The organism is Paenibacillus sp. NAIST15-1 (assembly GCF_001894745.1).
In the GTDB taxonomy this organism is placed as follows: Bacteria; Bacillota; Bacilli; order Paenibacillales; family Paenibacillaceae; genus Paenibacillus_B; species Paenibacillus_B suaedae.
In genome coordinates, this window is record NZ_BBYF01000003.1 from 60,641 (window position 1) to 77,518 (window position 16,878).

Annotated in this window: 16 protein-coding genes; 3 read left to right on the forward strand and 13 right to left on the reverse strand. The window is 41.3% G+C overall.

What is annotated here, in order from left to right; all coding sequences use genetic code 11:
• Window positions 1-6 precede the first annotated feature (6 nt).
• From PBN151_RS07835 to PBN151_RS07895, 13 genes are all read right to left on the reverse strand, one after another.
• On the reverse strand, window positions 7-1,323 hold the full coding sequence (locus tag PBN151_RS07835; protein WP_072728569.1) for an ATP-binding protein: 1,317 nt from the start codon (window positions 1,321-1,323) through the stop codon (window positions 7-9).
• Complete coding sequence (locus PBN151_RS07840) at window positions 1,320-3,215, reverse strand: TerB N-terminal domain-containing protein (RefSeq protein WP_072728570.1); 1,896 nt, start codon at window positions 3,213-3,215, stop codon at window positions 1,320-1,322. The genes PBN151_RS07835 and PBN151_RS07840 overlap by 4 nt, the downstream gene beginning before the upstream one ends.
• Before the next feature lie 431 nt (window positions 3,216-3,646).
• Window positions 3,647-4,153, reverse strand: coding sequence for a nucleoside deaminase (locus PBN151_RS07845; protein WP_072728571.1), 507 nt, complete (start codon window positions 4,151-4,153; stop codon window positions 3,647-3,649).
• Window positions 4,154-4,355: 202 nt separating this feature from the next.
• Window positions 4,356-5,219: an MBL fold metallo-hydrolase gene (locus PBN151_RS07850; protein ID WP_072728572.1), complete on the reverse strand. Its 864-nt coding sequence runs from the start codon at window positions 5,217-5,219 to the stop codon at window positions 4,356-4,358.
• Between the two features lie 229 nt (window positions 5,220-5,448).
• Window positions 5,449-5,652 (reverse strand): zinc ribbon domain-containing protein, encoded by a 204-nt coding sequence (locus PBN151_RS07855; protein ID WP_021255818.1) that lies wholly within the window; start codon window positions 5,650-5,652, stop codon window positions 5,449-5,451.
• A 425-nt stretch (window positions 5,653-6,077) separates the two neighbouring features.
• Window positions 6,078-6,443: a GntR family transcriptional regulator gene (locus tag PBN151_RS07860; RefSeq protein ID WP_072728573.1), complete on the reverse strand. Its 366-nt coding sequence runs from the start codon at window positions 6,441-6,443 to the stop codon at window positions 6,078-6,080.
• Window positions 6,440-7,096, reverse strand: a complete 657-nt coding sequence (locus tag PBN151_RS07865; RefSeq protein WP_072728574.1) for an ABC-2 transporter permease — start codon at window positions 7,094-7,096, stop codon at window positions 6,440-6,442. The genes PBN151_RS07860 and PBN151_RS07865 overlap by 4 nt, the downstream gene beginning before the upstream one ends.
• The gene (locus tag PBN151_RS07870; protein ID WP_028532073.1) at window positions 7,089-7,943 is read right to left on the reverse strand and encodes an ABC transporter ATP-binding protein; all 855 of its coding nucleotides are present in this window, start codon (window positions 7,941-7,943) and stop codon (window positions 7,089-7,091) included. Before PBN151_RS07870 ends, PBN151_RS07865 begins: the two co-directional genes overlap by 8 nt.
• Before the next feature lie 342 nt (window positions 7,944-8,285).
• Entirely contained in the window at window positions 8,286-8,783 is a 498-nt protein-coding gene (locus PBN151_RS07875) for a hypothetical protein (RefSeq protein ID WP_072728945.1), read from the reverse strand.
• A 25-nt stretch (window positions 8,784-8,808) separates the two neighbouring features.
• Window positions 8,809-9,333: a hypothetical protein gene (locus tag PBN151_RS07880; RefSeq protein WP_072728575.1), complete on the reverse strand. Its 525-nt coding sequence runs from the start codon at window positions 9,331-9,333 to the stop codon at window positions 8,809-8,811.
• Window positions 9,334-9,346: 13 nt separating this feature from the next.
• A complete protein-coding gene (locus tag PBN151_RS07885) occupies window positions 9,347-9,946 on the reverse strand; it encodes a hypothetical protein (protein ID WP_227774510.1) in 600 nt (199 codons plus the stop codon).
• Between the two features lie 210 nt (window positions 9,947-10,156).
• Window positions 10,157-10,825, reverse strand: coding sequence for an HAD family hydrolase (locus PBN151_RS07890; RefSeq protein WP_072728577.1), 669 nt, complete (start codon window positions 10,823-10,825; stop codon window positions 10,157-10,159).
• Window positions 10,826-10,964: 139 nt separating this feature from the next.
• On the reverse strand, window positions 10,965-11,426 hold the full coding sequence (locus PBN151_RS07895; protein ID WP_227774512.1) for an NUDIX hydrolase: 462 nt from the start codon (window positions 11,424-11,426) through the stop codon (window positions 10,965-10,967).
• Between the two features lie 475 nt (window positions 11,427-11,901).
• On the opposite strand from PBN151_RS07895, the gene PBN151_RS07900 reads away from it, so the two are divergent.
• The 3 genes from PBN151_RS07900 (at window position 11,902) to PBN151_RS07910 (ending at window position 16,837) form a co-directional block, all read left to right on the forward strand.
• The gene (locus tag PBN151_RS07900) at window positions 11,902-13,251 is read left to right on the forward strand and encodes an FAD-dependent oxidoreductase (RefSeq protein WP_072728578.1); all 1,350 of its coding nucleotides are present in this window, start codon (window positions 11,902-11,904) and stop codon (window positions 13,249-13,251) included.
• A gap of 38 nt (window positions 13,252-13,289) precedes the next feature.
• Entirely contained in the window at window positions 13,290-14,585 is a 1,296-nt protein-coding gene (locus tag PBN151_RS07905) for a citrate transporter (protein ID WP_083545051.1), read from the forward strand.
• Window positions 14,586-14,692: 107 nt separating this feature from the next.
• Window positions 14,693-16,837 (forward strand): hydantoinase/oxoprolinase family protein, encoded by a 2,145-nt coding sequence (locus PBN151_RS07910; protein ID WP_072728579.1) that lies wholly within the window; start codon window positions 14,693-14,695, stop codon window positions 16,835-16,837.
• Window positions 16,838-16,878 lie beyond the last annotated feature (41 nt).

Consider the following 16,878-nt stretch of genomic DNA (forward strand, 5'->3'; position numbering starts at 1 on the left):
GACCTCCTAGTTTGTTCTTTGGAAGCGGTTCATTATCGATTCTGTTGAAGTTGGTTCATCGTTCTCGTTACTACTGCTAAAAATCTGACTTCTATTAAACGAAGGATTTTGATGCAGAATGCTCAGCGCTTGAATAAATTTACGAATTACGTCACCAACCGTCAGATTTTCAGCAGCCCCAGGTCGAGAATATTCTGCCTTCATAAAATCATTTATCTCTGAATCCTTAACATTTGCTACATATCCATAATGCGCAGCATGTATGTCACGCAGTTTTTGCAACAGCACAAATATCTGCTCCATTGTTAATGGAGTAAGATTAATCACCGGCTGAGTTAAATCTCTATACTCTATAGTCTCAAAAGCATTCGTCTGTAATCTTCTCTTTAAGGCACCGTAACTGTAGAGTCCTCTTCTTTCATCTGTCAAAAACTCAGGAGTTCCACCAAAAGTAACATACAGACCAACTAGGTTCCCTTGTAGTGCATCGTTATAAATTTTTAGGATAGTCTCATAGTTCTTTTCTCTCGTAAGTGAATGAGTAATTTTATAGAGATTGATTGCTTCATCTAAATTTATGACCAAGCCAGAATAACCAATTTCTCTTACAAATTTGCAGATCAGTTTAATGTAATCATAGTAATTCGCATCATTGATAATTTCTCTTACACCTAAATCTTGTCTTGCCTCTGTCTTTGTCGTGTATTCGCCTCGTAACCACCGTAACACACATCTTTGCAGCTCAGTATTATCCTCCGCATAGCCTTTATAATACAGACTCAAGACTCGAGAAATATCGTATCCTCCAGTCAATTCATCCATCTTCGATACGATTGAGGTTATTTCTTGTTCAACATCTTTTACAAACTCAGGGTTATTAAATTCCACTGACCCATATTGCTTCTTTTCGACTACAAGATTTTGAACATCATTCAGCCATTTCTCCAAGATAACAGGCAAAGCGTTTCCTTCCGGAGATGTAGACGTGGACAAGTTCTTCATAAGTTCTGTGTAGGCCCCAACTGCCTTCCCATCAGAACCATACAATTGACGATTTGGAGCAAAGTCAGCTTTTGCTACTACAAACTTCTCTTTAAATGCAATTTGTTGTGTTAAAGCCTGAATAAAACTCTTCCCACTTCCAAAAGGGCCTATAAAAAACTTAATTGTTGAAGAACCAGCTTTTACATTCTTCAAATCAGTAAGTATTTGAGTAGCCTCTTCGGTTCGACCAACCATAATGTGTTCCAAACCTCTGCTTGGAACCACGCCACCAGATAAAGTATTCAATATTACAGTCGAATCCCTTTTCTTAATATTCACGCAGTCTTCATTCCTTTCAATTCATTAAGTACCTGTTTATACTCATCAACAATAACGTAATTTTCTCCATCTTCTTCGATTAACATATCTCCCAAGTGTTCAATTGATTTCTCATTTATCTCAGAAATAATAACATTTGCTGAACCGCCCAGAGATTTGGCAGCCTGATTGACCTCATTCATAGGCTTTTCCAAATCGTCAAATATGGATATAATATCCTTTTCTTTTTCATCTAGGTTTTCAATAAAGGACACATAGTCTTCATTACTTGAAGCAAAAATCTCATCAAGAAAATGAACTGCGTCATTTCCATCTCCATTGGTTTCATTCTCTTGTTCATCTGAGTTCTCATTGTTTTCTTCAACTACTTCTGTTTCATCCTTGTAATTTTCACGATAAATCTTGGCAAACTCTTCGTTAGCCGCTCTTTCTTTGTTTACTTCATCCATATTTAAACTAAATGCAGGCGTTTTTATTGCATCGAACTCATCGTCTTTATTGGGTTGTTGCGGTATCAAACTACCACCAGCAGAATTCGAACCTTCCCTAACCTTAACAAATCTTGTTTTTTTCGACGACGCCTTACTCTTAGAATCAATAAATTCATCCAGTTTCTCTTTCATCCCTTCCGGAAGTAATGATTCATCCACTTTAATTTTCCGCTTCTCACCCATAATATCTCGGACAGCATTTTCTGAAAGACGGAACAATACTGATAAGTCTATGGCTATTTTTTCTTTTTCTGTTATGACCACTTTAGTTTCAGTTATTTGTGTAACCGGCCTCTCTACTACAGCAGAACGAAACAATTCCCGTTGTGTAACGCTTTTCTTTTCTTGAAACCATTCATCAAAAATACTCTTACCGTTCTCTCTTAGAAGTTTTTCATACACCATGATACTACTTTTAAACATCTTATAGATTTTGGTTTTGTTGGCATAGAAAAATTCCGTTGCTCTATAACCAACGACATAAGGTTTCCATGTCGAATATGATATTTTATCTAATTCGTCTTTATGTACTATCATTTGTTCGTGAAGTCTACTTTTTTGATAATCATAATTCTTAGAATAAGCTCCCCATTCTTTGGCTAGTTCTTCCTCGCCCAACTCCAGTAGGAAGTCACTTATCCATTGCGGAAGATATCTTTGAACGCCTGTAACAGTATCACGATAAACGTTGAACAGTTTAACTAAGATACTTGCATTGAAAGCAGCATTTTGATTAAACGAATAATTGAGGAGTTCATAAGTAAAAAGAATGATGTAACTTAAATCCGTTTCTAAGAAATTTGCTCTAAGAAATTCACTTCGCCAGTACAAGTACCAATTTTCCTGCTTTTGATTCATACTATTAAACGTAGTCCAATATACGAATAAAGGTTCAAATCTGCAATATCTTCCTGGTGTATTCGAACGCGCATAAGAGTCCATCACAAAGTCGGTAGCATAGAATACATGCGTATTATTGTTAAAGTACTGATTTATCTCCTTATAGCTTTCTTGAATTCGAGTTGGAGTCTTTAAGTGACTATATTTGGGTAATATATTGCTTACCTCATTATAGAAAAGAGGACCTTTGACATAAATAGACTTTAAGTTATTTTTTGTATATCCTGAATCTTCATCTCGATCTTTCAAATTATTATCCTTTCTATTAAGGTAATCAATTGAAGGAGCGTCTTGATATCGATTTTTGAAATTTATCTCCTGTATCCATCGTTTCATGAAAAGCATATCCATCCATCCCAAGATAATTGGGATATAAGTCCAGCAAAATAAGAGATAAAATACCCCTCGTACCGTTTTCCCCACATAAAATAAGTGGATTCCTAGTCCTCCTAGAAATAGTGCAAGAAAGTAACCCAAATTCAGTGATTTCTCCTTCTCCATTATCATCTCTCCCGTACTTATGTCATTTTCCATAATAAGATTTTACCATTATGCCTGATATTAACAAAGTATGTTTCGTTAGGCTTCGTATTAATTGTTGCTATTTTGACCAAACCGAAAGTAGGTTTGCTACACTTTGGTCAAGGCGAGATGAAATATGTGAACGACATTAATTTATCCACCATTTTTCTATAGTTGATCTTTTCTGAAATGGTAATATATATGTAATAAAGACCAAGTGCGCTAACACTTGGTTCATACAATAATTGGCTTGGATGGATTATCCCTTCTAGGTCATAAAAGGATTAAAACCCGCCTTCGGCTTCCAATCTTCGGGTGGGTTTTTACTTTCTCTTGTTGTTATGATTAATGTACGTTAATAGTACAAGAATGAATGCGATGTTATTATGAAGTGACCTACTCCATTAAAATTAACCATCATGCCATTCAGTCCTTATCTTCCCTCGATACGAGAAAAACTCAGCCATCATCTTTCTCTGACGATCTTCTAATTCTTTTATCGGTGCGGCTTCAATAGATATATCTGAAAATCTATCGATAAATGATGGTTCTTGCTTTAATTTTCTCATCGCTCCCATTGATATATCATTCGCTGCCCAAACAACTCTCTTTATTGAGAAGGATAGCAATATTGCGCCGCTACACATGGGACACGGCTCGCACGTTGTATATAACGTCAACTCTCTTTTCTTATATTTCTTGTTCTCCATATCCAGCATTAATTGTGATGCATTTCGTATCGCATCAACTTCGGCATGTGAAGTTGTATCACATTCAGAAAAAACCTTGTTTCTACCCTTACTAACAATCTCACCTATTGAATTTACTATTACTGCTCCAATTGGGTAAGTTCCTTCTTTCATAGATTTTTCAGCTTCCTCAAAAGCCACAAGGAGATACTTTCGATCTTCCTCCACTGAATCACCTCATTCTCATCCTTCGGTCATTTCATATCTCGTTCCCGTATTTCACGACACGAGCCAGCCTTAGATAGATCTTATCTTAGGCTGGCTCGTCTGTTGTTTAACCTCCATCCATTATTATACATCTAGCAACCAAGGGGCGAAAGCCCCCAGCGTGAATACTTTGTTGTTATAGGATCTCTGCGGCATCATAAAATCACTTCAAATTAACGCTCTCTGAATGTAATATCTGATCGTTTACAAATGCTTTAATGAAGAATAGTTCATCTCCAATAGGCTGCCTACCATTTTCTTTTTCAAAAGTCTCTAAGGATGAATCTAATGAAGTTGAATTTGTGGCTTTACTGGCCGCTGTTAGCTGTTTCCAGAACGAATCCATTTCTTCGATATCGCAAATCGATTCATGACCAACTATGAAATGACTCGCGTCGAATTTCTGAATATCTTCTATCATTGGCTCTAAATGAGACTTTCTATAGTGAAATAAAGAGTTTTTGGTTGTACTATAAATACTATCTCCAAGGAAAATTGCTTTTTCATCGGGAACATAAACGACTGTTGAATCATCAGTATGAGTGCTTCTGATTCTCTCAATAACACAAATCTTATTTCCTAAGTCCAGAACGAGAGACCCATCAAAAACAATATCCGAAGATTTTAACTTGAACACATCCCTATTTGGCACTTCATTCTTGATAATCTCCACACACTGCGAAGTCATCTTATTAGCATCTACATATTCTTGTAGAGAGCGATCGTCAAAAGAATAGCTTCGCCACGTATTCAATAATTGATTGGTAAGGCTATTCACAATAATCGTTGCATTATACTCATTCATCCCCAAAAAGTGATCCCAATGTGCATGTGTGATTACCAAATACTTAACCGGAGGTACGTTTAATTTCTCGATTTCATTTAAAAAATCCCTAGCATGCTGAACAGAATTTCCTGCATCGATGACTAGACTATATTTGTCTCCACAAACCAACCCTAATGTCGGTCTTTCTTTCTCGTTTTGGTTAGATAAATAATAAATGGAATCACTCAATTTATTTAACATACAATATCCCCTCTTTTAAGAACTTTAGTTTCTCACGAGTCTCTTCATCACAATTTTTCATTGGTACCACCCCCACCATTTAGTTATATTTTACAATTATAGCATCTCTCAAATGATATAGAAGGTAATAAACAATTATAACTAAACAGTACTTAAGCTTAATAAAATAAGCAGGCTGCGGTAGCCTGCTCAACAAGATGTGTGATTAAATTATTGTTGCCTTACCTTATCAACCGAAAAAGAAATCAAGAACATTCGAGCCAGCCGAAGATTTTTTATTGTAAAATTCGGAATACCCGCAATTTGCACAGTACACGACTATAAATTGATTGTGCTGAATATCGAACATTTTGGATAACCCTGTGCCAGTCATTGCTACTTCTTTCGTCCTTGCGTCTTTGCTTCCGCATTTGATGCATCCTTTTTCACTCATACATCTGTCACTCCCCAACATGTTATGTTTCTTCGTACGTTTCCAAAGCATATAAGGTTGCGAAAAAACAGAATGAATCTATTTTCAATTAGGCTGGGTCGTTAGTTGTGTGCTGTATCTTCCTCGGATTATACATCTGACAATAAGGAGGCGAAAGCCCTGATGCGTGAATATAACGTGGTACTTTGTAAAAACCAATGAAAAAAGCTCCCGTCATGAGAGCTTTCCGTTCCATTCTCACTCGTAGCTAAATACGATGGAAATGAAATATTGATCGTGACTTTCAGAGCAACAAACACGATGAGTGTTCCAACTATCCAAAGTTTCATCTTGCCTGATCCCATTTGCCCTCGTTTATTGAGAAATAGTACCCATGACACTACAACCCCTTTATGAAATTTGTAATAAACCACACCTGCCAGCTATTAATAAATCTTTTTCAACAGCTCAATAACTTCATCTAGAGTGAGGCCAAAGGATTTGTAGTATGAAGTGTCGTTAACCATTTGCTTCAAAACCATTTCGTTGCGTATTTGCTGCATTTCGTCGGATGTGAATTCGGCTACGAAACACCCTTTACCTGTTACTGTATTTATCAAGCCACTTCGTTCGAGTTCTTCCCAGGCTTTCTTTACAGTGATGACACTCACACGAAGTTCAAGGGCTGCTTGTCGAATTGGTGGTAAACAATAGCCGCTTTCTAATTCGCCTTTCAAAATTTGAGCGCTGATTTGTTCGAAAAGCTGCTGATAAATCGGCTTTTCAGATGTGTTCGAAATAGATACGTTCATTGGATCTCCACTTTTAGGAACCGTCTAACCGCAATCTGATAAGCGATCATAGTGAATGCAATAAATATCACGATTCCTGCAATCAAGATGGAAATTTGAAGCGTCATATTGCCAGCACCGGCCCCATTGAAAATGTCATACAAATAAGGACTCTCGATTCCCACCCATTGGGCAACACCGGCAAAAACCATTGCAGCTGTTATAGATATAAGCTGCGCCGTACCATATTTATACGCCGTCTTATAAAACATAGGGAACAAGAAAATGTTATAGATCGCAAGCATAACAAAGTTTAGTCCCCAGAAACCCATGTACGGCGCGAAGAAGTGATACGTCACATTCGGGTATAGGTGAACCGTGAACAAACTGTAGATCATGGCAATTACAAGATGCAGTAATTCCAAGATAACAAAAACGGACATTCTTGCCTTCACCATGTCTTTCTTGGTCACAGGCATCATCGCGGTAAAGAGTAAATCGTTCGCGCCTCTAAATTGGGCGAACAAATTCGGTGCCGATACCCAGAAAAAATACATAACCACAAGAAAATACAGCCAACCCGGAATGAGCATCAAGGCGCCCATCACAAAAGGAAATACAAAAAACATCGGATTTACGCCTAACTTCAAATCTTTCATCAATAAGTTAAACATACGCATCCTCCTTTTTCGCGAAATAAATCATGATTTCCTCAAGACTCGGCGTAGCTGCTTTAATATCGGAGGATGGATCGAAGTCTTTGGAGTGGATCAATCCTGTGAAGCCGAATGAATTTATTTTGTAGGAAATTAACTTTTCCTTCACTTGGTTTAGCTGGCTTTCGTCACCACTCAACAGGCGGTAAGACGCAACAAATTCATCTTTCTCAGAACTGCTGATAATTTGTCCATTTTCGATAAAGGTAATGAAATCCGCGCATTTTTCTAAATCTGATGTGATGTGAGTAGAAAATAGTATGCTGATTTCGCCATCTACTACGAGCTCTTGAAAAATATCGAGAAGATCGTCTCTTGCTACCGGATCGAGTCCACTTGTTGGTTCATCGAGGATGAGGAGCTTCGCACCATGAGATAAGGCAAGGGCCAAACTGTACTTTACTTTCATTCCCGTTGACAATTCGACGATTTTCTTGTTCTCATCCAATTTGAATCTTCTCAGATATTTGTAATAGGTTTCATCATCCCAATTCGTATAGAATTTCTTAATCACATCGGTCAACTTCTTCATTTTGCTTCGCGTATAGAAATCGATGCCGCCGAATGCGAATCCGATCTCCTGCTTCAATCCCAGTTCGTGCTCGGCCATGTCCCTACCCAGAATGTGTACCTCGCCGCTGTCAATTTGAATCATATTCAGGATCGATTTTATTGTGGTTGTTTTACCTGCGCCATTGGCACCGATAAATCCCATAATATAACCCTTTTCCAATTGAAACGACACATCTTTTAACTGAAAATTTTGAAACTTCTTGTTTACGTTTCGAATGTCTAATGCCAGCATAAGGGACCTCCTCATCAAATTGTGCATGTCGTGTATGCACAATATAACACAGGAAATTTCTAGAAGTCAATTACTTCATGGCCTAATTTCCGGAATTTATTAAGCAATTTTTCAACTATCCTAAGAATCCCTTCCCAAGTCATAACAGTTTTGTTATTTTGCTCGCTCTACCTACGGCGAGAGCAATCACCTCGCTCACCGATGCTCCTACCCACATACAAAAAAGCCTGCAATATTAATTGCAGACTCCTTAACTCTAGTAGATTCAGTTCAATGTGAAACATCAAATCACTTTATTTTTAGAGGTATGGTTAACTAAGGGATTACTTGCTCCTAAATAATTCAACAAATTTTCCTGGATGACACTACCTCAACTAGTATTCCTTCATTTTTATAATTCTCTAGTTTCTCAATGTTAACCCATAAGGGCTCATTATTCCTTAACTTATGAAACCGGACTATACTATCATCTCCATGAAAAGTCAGGATGATTAGAAAACGATAATTAGGAAAATCTAATTTCAACTTCGCCGCCCACATACTGACAACTTTCTTTGCGAATCTTAAACCCTCTATTGGATTTTCTTCAAAAAATTTAGATACATCCCTCATATGAACATGACTCTCTGCAGCTTCAAAACCTGTTCTATCTCCGAATTGACTAAGTATGAAATCCAAATTTAATTTTCTTTCAGACTCACTATCTTTTTGAATTATGACACAACCTTCTACTTCAATAAAAGTAGGCCAAATAAGCTCAATCAGTTCTGTATGTTCATGAAAACGATTAACTTGTATTCTACTTAGTGCCTCATGCATTTTTTGATTTGTTTTTTTCATTTTTACCCCTTTGATACTATGGATCTTAGACAATTGGACTTCGAGGTTTCCTCATTTTAAACTTTTTTAATTGCTGCTTTACTTTTACTATTATATATAAGATAACAGAGATACAAATATTGTTTAGTAATAATATATAAGGTAGTAAATAATCGTTTTGTAATACATCTTGTTGATTCAAAATAAGATAAAAACCATGTACATAAGGTAGATAAATAAACCAAATAATTACCGGCCCAAAAAAACTCGGACTTTGATTATTGATTTCATTCACGTATATCAAAAATAGTAAAAGCCAAAATAAGATACCCATGATTGATATAAATGAGACAGAGATAATGTTTTGTATATTGCGCTCTGATACTTTAATGAATATTCCCACAACCAAATAACTTACCCATCCAATCATATCAACCCATAAAGTATTTGATAAAAATTGATCATTTAAGTAAAGGAACGAAACCCAAAATCCAAATGAGAAAAATAAATGTAATCCGAATGAGATTCGGATATTTTTCTTTGTTTGTTCATCGAACTTAATAATATTCACTACCATCATCCTCTTATTTGATTATCCATTGTTTCATCCGATCTTTTATAGTACTAGCAATCTCTTCATCTCTTTTATTAATCCAGTCATATAATGGACCTTCAATAAATCCCTGCATTTCGTTTCGAGTTTTTTCGAGACTGTCTATAAGTTCTTTATATGAATATTGTATGGACTTGTTAACATGACTATCAATTGTTTCCGGAGCATCGGGCCAGACGTGTACTTGATCATTAATGTATGTAATACCTGGGGCAGGATCATGCCCCATCCACGGACTTTGTTTATTTATAATCGTATCAATCACACCAGAGAAATCTTCTAAACCACAGCAACAGCTCGGTAAAATATACTTGTTCTCATCTTCAAAGAAAGCAATTCCACCTGATAGTACAACTCCTTCTTGCTCCAATAATTCATTAAAAGATAAAAGAAATGATTGTTCTACATTGATATGATTATAACCAAACAGAAGAATCAGAAATAATTCAAAATCCCGCTCATTCGATTCAGAAGATAAACAGATAAACTCTTCTCGAGTAATTTCATTAGCAATCCATTCAGGTTTATCATAATATGGTCCAGTTATTACTGCTTTCGTGTAAGGCATCATTGATTCCCCTTACTTCTATTTTCTAACGTTATTGTATCTACAAACCAAGAAGCTTAAAGCACGCACTCGCAAGGGCCGTCAGACATTAGCCTTGCAGGGTTATCTGAAGAATCCTCACCCGAATATTCTTCATGCAAACCAAGGAGCGTAGATGCTGTGTTATAAGATGTCATCGCCCTCTTCGAGATTCATACATTTGACCTTGCACGATCAATATCCGTTATTCTGTAACTGGAATACAATTGATTTTAGTTCATTTAAGTCATCTATAACGATATCAGCCTGAGCAAGTTCATCTTCTTGTGCAAAATCAAAATTACATCCGATTGCAACCAACCCATTATCCTTAGCTGCATTTATATCCGATATTCGATCTCCTACTACTGCACCATGAGTAATACCATACTTATCTATAATGGTCGTCACCAAATCTGATTTCTTCAATGATTCTATCTGCTGGATACTACATGTTTCAGTAACCCAGTTATCCAAATGATAAAAATTTACAATTGCATCTAAATACGCTATTAAACCATTACTTGCTATGTAAATTGAACAATTATTCTCTGTTAAAAAGCTGAAAACTTCTTTTACATTAGGATATAAATCCCCTTTTCCACTTCTTATATTCTCAATTAATCTCTCTAAAAAATGGGCATCCGTTTGTTCTCTTTCTTCTATGGAATGATTGGGTAATAAAGTTTCCCATACTTTGGGTAATGGTGCACCCATAATTTCACGATACTTATCAATAGGAGTTTCTTTTTCCCATTTATTTAGTGACTTCAGATGATTAAAGGTATCTTCAAGTGAACTTTCTAAAATCTTATCGGTTTGAAAAAGTGTGCCATCCATATCAAAGATGAATGATTGAATCATTGACTTCTACTCCTTTTCTTATCCACTACAAAAAAATTTCCCACGATGCCATCTGATTTTAGCTGATGTCATGTTCCTTCTTTGTGCTCCCATTCAAGCTCTTTCAAGTTGCTTTAAGTAATAAATGATCCCAGCTCGATCAACGTTTGAAAATTGTAATGGGTTGCTTATTGATTAATTCTGATAGCTCCTTTATGGTTATCCATTTAATATCTGTCGTTTCATCCCCGCTCTTTACTATCTCTCCTTCCGCTTTACATCTAAAATAATACCCTACTGAATCAATTGGCCCTCTTATTGTTTGATATGCTCCAAAGGGTTTCATACATTCAACTTCAAATTCTGGATCTATTCCGGTCGTATCAATTCTTGTGTCTTCTCCTTCAATTTCTGTTACTTCCAGTCCGGTCTCTTCCCTTACTTCTCTTCTCAATGCCTGTGTTAATGATTCATATGGTTCAATTCGTCCTCCGGGTAATTCAATCTTTAATGGTTCGTTGGGTTTATTTCTTGTCTGAATTACAATTTGTCTTTCATTATTAAAGTCTCTTTCAATTATCGCTCTGGAGTTTACAAAGAACATATAATCAGTCCCTTCCAACAATTTGTATTTAAATAAAGAAAGAGAGAATTTCTTCTCTCCTTCCTTACTTAGTAAGATAACTAAGCCTTATTAAATTGGTTCAATTTTACAACAAATTCACGTAATTTGTAACCACGAATCGGATTCACTGGTCAAACTTGTATTTACTTAAGAGGATCGGAATCTTTCTCCGAAATCCTTTACCTTGCTTCTTCCACCAGTTTAGATGTTTTTCTGTGACGCTGACGAACGGAGATCCATCAATCTCATTGTCGATTCCCTATCAAGGCTTCCGAACATCCGGAAGTCTTCTTTTTTACGATAATTCCACACAACCCTCCTCTTACATCAATCATCATAATTCAGTAAACAATTTTCATTATTTTCGGATATTTCGAAAATAATTTTCTAAAAGCGTTTACAAAGTATTTTTTATTTGTTAGCCTATAGGCATCAAGAGAACTAATCTTACGAGTAAAGGAGCGAAGCATATATGAATCAGTATGACGTAGTTGTAATGGGCGGCGGCATCGCCGGTGCTATGGCAGCCATCGCCGCATCCAAGACCGGGGCGAAGACGCTTATTGTCGAGTCTCATGGTTTTCTTGGCGGCACACTGACCGCTAACGGCGTCGGCCCGATGATGACTTTCCATGCCGGCGAGAAGCAGGTCATTCAGGGCTTCACCGGGCATCTGATCGAGCGGCTGAAGCGGTTGGGCAAATCCCCCGGACATATTTTCGACACGGTCGGATTTACCTATTCTGTTACCCCGTTTGACGCCGAAGCGATGAAGCATGAGCTGGAGCTGATGGTCACGGAAGCAGGCGGCGATATTTTGTACCATACGATGCTGGCAGGCGTTTATATGGAAAATGGCCGCATCACGGGCATACAGGTCTGCAATAAATCCGGGCTCAGCGACATCCATGCCTCTGTCTTCATCGACGCAACGGGTGATGCCGACCTCTCTGCCCTTGCCGGGGTCGAATACTCCAAAGGACGCGAATCCGACGGAGCAACGCAGCCGATGACCCTGAAAATGAAAATGTACAACGTCGATATCCCAAGGGTCAAGGAATATATTCACAGTCATCCGGAAGACTTCCCGCTTTATAACGGGGATACCTCCATTATTGAGAAGTCCCCACGTCTGTCAGTTGGTGGCTTTGACAGCCTGTTCAGAATAGCCAAGGAGCGGGGCGAAATCTCCATTCCTCGTGAAAATATTTTGTTCTTTGAGACCAATAACCCGGGCGAGGTCATCCTCAATACAACGCGGATTATCGGCTATGACGCAACCGATGCGCACAGTCTCAGCCAGGCAGAAATGGAAGGCCGCAAGCAGTGTCGTGAGTTGGAGCTGTTTGTCCGCAAATACATACCGGGATTCGAGCATGCAGTTGTCGAGTCCACCGGACCAAGCATCGGTGTACGCGGCTCTCGTCAAATCAAAGGCATCTATACGCTGACGGCCGAGGATATTTTGCAGCAGCGCCTGTTCGACGATACAATCGCCCATTCAGGTTATCCGATCGACATCCATAGCCCGGACGGCGAGGGCACCAAGCATCAGAAACTGGAATGGGGCGGCGTATATAGCATTCCTTATTCCTGCATGATTACCGCCTCCGTACATAACCTGATCGTCATCGGCCGCTGCATCTCGGCAACTTTTGAAGCGCAAGCGGCGATGAGAACCACTCCGACGACCGGAGCCATCGGTCATGGCGGCGGGATTGCCGCTGCACTCGCGGCGTTAGAGGGCAAGAACGTACAAGACATCGACATCAAGAAAGTGCAGACAATCCTCAAAGAGCAAGGGGCATATCTGGAAATTTAGTTCAACTTCTTTCACCCATTTGGAGAGGGGAAATTCAGATGACAACTACAATGTGGTTCCAAGCAATCGGTATTCTGCTCATATTTCTGGTGTTTGTAGGACTAATGATGACGCGCAAGCTCCCAACCATTCTGGCGCTTCCGTGCATGGCAATTCTGTTCGCCATTATCGCAGGCGTACCTCTGTTATCAAGTGATCCAGAGACTGCAACAATCGCCAAGACGATTCTAGCCGGGGGCTCGATGAAACTATCTGGCGCCATTGCTGGACTCATCTTTGGTGCCTGGTTCGGCCAAATTCTGAACAAAGTCGGCATCACCAAATCCATTATTCGCAAGGCGGCCGAGTTGGCCGGAGATAAACCTGTACTTATAGCTATTCTATTTTTCATTACCGCATCCATTATTTTTTCGGCTGCAGGAGGACTGGGCATGGTCATACTCGTCGGCACGATCGTCATTCCGATTATGCTGACGGCAGGAATTTCCCAATTCGTCGCTTCCATCGTTGTTCTACTTGCCGTTGGTGTCGGATCCCTGTTCAACGTGTCCAACTGGGCTGTATATGTCGATGTGCTTGGTCTTTCTGTTGACCAAATCGCCAACTACACATTGGTTGTGGCTTCCCCATTGATCCTCATTGCCCTGGCTATGATCGTGTTCTATATCCGGAAAGATGGCAAAGGCCGCAAAGCTTGGACAATGCCAGCTGCAACACCTGGCGGCGGTGACAAAAAGGTGCCTGCGATTGCCCTGATTAGCCCGCTCGTACCGGTATTGCTCGTCTTTATCTTCAAGATCGATATCGTTCCGGCCGTTATTGCCGGTGCGATCGTCACGATCCTGCTCACATGGCCAAAGCGTCCAGTCCATATCCTCTCCAGTGCCCTAGTGGAAGGAATTCAAGACGTTGCTGGCGCAATGGGACTCATGATCGGTATCGGCATCCTACTCAGCTCTGTGATGTCGCCGCAAGTATCGGCGGTCATCTCGCCGCTGATCGAGTCCGTGCTGCCGAATACCCCACTGATGTTTATCCTGTTCTTCACGATTCTGTCGCCGCTGGCCATCTACCGCGGACCGCTGAACGTATGGGGCCTTGGCAGCGGCATCGCCGCCCTGTTCGTATCCGCAGGCATGACTCCGGTAGCTGCAATGCTTGCCCTGCGCGCTGTCAGCAACGTGCAATCCGTCTCCGACCCTACGAACTCGCATAACGTATGGGTAGCTGACTTCACAAAGAGCGACATTAACGAGATTCTGAAGAAGACACTGCCATGGACAATGGTGTCCGTCTTGATCGCCGTCATCATTGGATCGTTTATGGTGTTTTAAGCTTCAAAATAATTACCTTTACAGATAAAACCGGGTACAAGGGCCCTGCGAAGAACCCTCGAGGCTCGAGCAGAAGGTCCTTGACCCGCCAATTGGAGGAGAACATGATGGGGAGAACGAAAGTAAGGGTCGGCATTGACGTCGGCGGTACGTTTACCGATGCGGCACTGATTGACAATGACACATTCGAAGTCATTGAGAAAATGAAAATCCCAACCACCCACCATGACCCGGACGGTGTGGCCAAAGGGATTGTACAAATACTGAAGCGAATTCTGGACAGCAGAGGAATTCAGCCCGAAGACGTTACCTTCATCGCCCACGGAACAACACAGGCTACCAACGCCCTGCTCGAAGGAGACGTAGCGCGTATCGGCATCATCGGTATGGGCTCGGGTATCGACGGGCTCAGCGCCCGCTCCGAGTCCAATCCGGGCGATATCGAGCTGGCTCCGGGCAAATTCCTGCACACGTTTCATACGTATCTAGATTCCAAGAGCATGACAGATGAGCAGATCAACCGTGCCATCGACGAGTTGGCGGCCCAGGGCGCCGAGGTGATCGTCGCCTCCGAAGCGTACAGCGTGGATGATCCAACCAATGAGCTGCGCGTCGTTGAGCTTGCCAACCGCAAGGGTCTATACGCTACGGGCGGACATGAGATCAGCCAGCTCTACGGGCTGAAGACACGAACACGAACAGCCGTCATTAACGCCTCCCTCATTCCGAAAATGATGGAGACCGCCAATATGACCGAGAAGTCCGTCAAGGATGCCAACATCCAGTCCCAACTTATGATTATGCGCTGCGATGGCGGTGTCATGAGCATTGATGAGGTACGCAAGCGTCCTATTCTAACGATGCTATCCGGTCTTGCCGCAGGCGTTGCCGGGGCGTTGATGTACGAGAAGATTTCCGACGGTATCTTCTTCGAGGTCGGCGGAACCAGTGTCGACATCTCCGTGATCAAGAACGGCAAGGTAATGATCAAAAATGCCGAGGTCGGCGGCCATCGCACCTACCTGCAATCCTTGGATGTGCGCACGCTCGGCATCGCGGGCGGCAGCATGATCAAGGTGGCAGGTGGAAGAATTACAGATGTCGGGCCGCGCAGCGCGCATATTGCCGGTAAAGAATACGAAGCCTTCACCCCGACAGAGAACATCGTCAATCCGAAGGTGAAATTCATTAGCCCCCGTGAGGGCGACCCTGCCGAATACGTCATCTGCGAATGCGCCGGAGGCAAAAAATTCTCGTATACACTAGCCGGAGCGGCCAACATACTGAATTATGTTCCCGAGGGCGATTATGCCAGAGGAGACAAGGAAGCGGCGCTGAAATCCTGGAAGGCGCTGGCCGACCATGTTGGACTAAGCGTAGAGGAAGCCGCTAGACAGGTTATGAATATCGCTATTGATAAGACGATGAAGACCGTAAACGAGATGATCGAGGACTATGATCTCGACCGCAGCTTCGTCACGCTGGTTGGCGGCGGTGGCAGCGGTGCGGTGCTCGTCCCGGCAATGGCGGAGCGCGAAGGCTTGAAGTCGCAAATTGCTAACAATGCGCCTTATGTATCCACAATTGGAGTAGCGCTAGCCATGGTCAAAGAACAGCTAGAGCGGACGGTCGTCAATCCGACCGAAGAGGATATCAAGCGCATCCGCGCCGACATCATCGAGCGTATTGTACAGTCTGGCGCTTCCGAGGAGACGGTCGAAGTCAGCATCGAGATCGACAGCCAGAAGAATATTCTCCGCGCTATGGCGACTGGCTCAACCGAGCTGCGCTCCAAGGATCTGACACAAGAGGCAATGTCGGTGGAAGATATGAGGGCCGTTGCTGCCAGCTCCATCGACCAGCCGCTAGAATCAACGACACTCGCCGCACAGAGCGGGCGATGGAGCCTATTCGTCAGCGAGAACGTGAAGAAATCTTTTTTTGGCTTGTTCAAAAAGAAATCCAGCTCTGTTAGCGTTCTCGACCGCGAAGGCGTCGTCCGCTTCAAGAAGAGCAATGTGCACTATACGAAGCTGAGCAAATCCGCGCCGGAAGCGCTAAGCTCATTCCTGGACGATAACACCATTTATTCCGATGCCAATGCCACGATTCCGAAGGTATTCGTCTTTTATAAGGAGAAGATGCTGGACTTAACCGGCATGCAGACCAAAGAGCAGCTGCTGTCCATCCTTGAAATTGAAACCGAGATGCTCGCAGCAGAGGATGAAATGCTGCTTGTGGCTTATCAGTAACAGGAAACCGCCTTGTATTTCTAGTGAAACTGCAGAGCGTT

What these genes read in the sequence shown, in the direction of transcription:
- PBN151_RS07840 (WP_072728570.1), bottom strand. Translation starts at nt 3,215, where the DNA reads ATGGAGAAGGAGAAATCACTGAATTTGGGTTACTTTCTTGCACTATTT.
- PBN151_RS07850 (WP_072728572.1), bottom strand. Translation starts at nt 5,219, where the DNA reads ATGTTAAATAAATTGAGTGATTCCATTTATTATTTATCTAACCAAAAC.
- PBN151_RS07855 (WP_021255818.1), bottom strand. Translation starts at nt 5,652, where the DNA reads ATGAGTGAAAAAGGATGCATCAAATGCGGAAGCAAAGACGCAAGGACG.
- PBN151_RS07860 (WP_072728573.1), bottom strand. Translation starts at nt 6,443, where the DNA reads ATGAACGTATCTATTTCGAACACATCTGAAAAGCCGATTTATCAGCAG.
- PBN151_RS07865 (WP_072728574.1), bottom strand. Translation starts at nt 7,096, where the DNA reads ATGTTTAACTTATTGATGAAAGATTTGAAGTTAGGCGTAAATCCGATG.
- PBN151_RS07870 (WP_028532073.1), bottom strand. Translation starts at nt 7,943, where the DNA reads ATGCTGGCATTAGACATTCGAAACGTAAACAAGAAGTTTCAAAATTTT.
- PBN151_RS07875 (WP_072728945.1), bottom strand. Translation starts at nt 8,783, where the DNA reads ATGAAAAAAACAAATCAAAAAATGCATGAGGCACTAAGTAGAATACAA.
- PBN151_RS07885 (WP_227774510.1), bottom strand. Translation starts at nt 9,946, where the DNA reads ATGATGCCTTACACGAAAGCAGTAATAACTGGACCATATTATGATAAA.
- PBN151_RS07890 (WP_072728577.1), bottom strand. Translation starts at nt 10,825, where the DNA reads ATGATTCAATCATTCATCTTTGATATGGATGGCACACTTTTTCAAACC.
- PBN151_RS07900 (WP_072728578.1), top strand. Translation starts at nt 11,902, where the DNA reads ATGAATCAGTATGACGTAGTTGTAATGGGCGGCGGCATCGCCGGTGCT.
- PBN151_RS07905 (WP_083545051.1), top strand. Translation starts at nt 13,290, where the DNA reads ATGACAACTACAATGTGGTTCCAAGCAATCGGTATTCTGCTCATATTT.
- PBN151_RS07910 (WP_072728579.1), top strand. Translation starts at nt 14,693, where the DNA reads ATGGGGAGAACGAAAGTAAGGGTCGGCATTGACGTCGGCGGTACGTTT.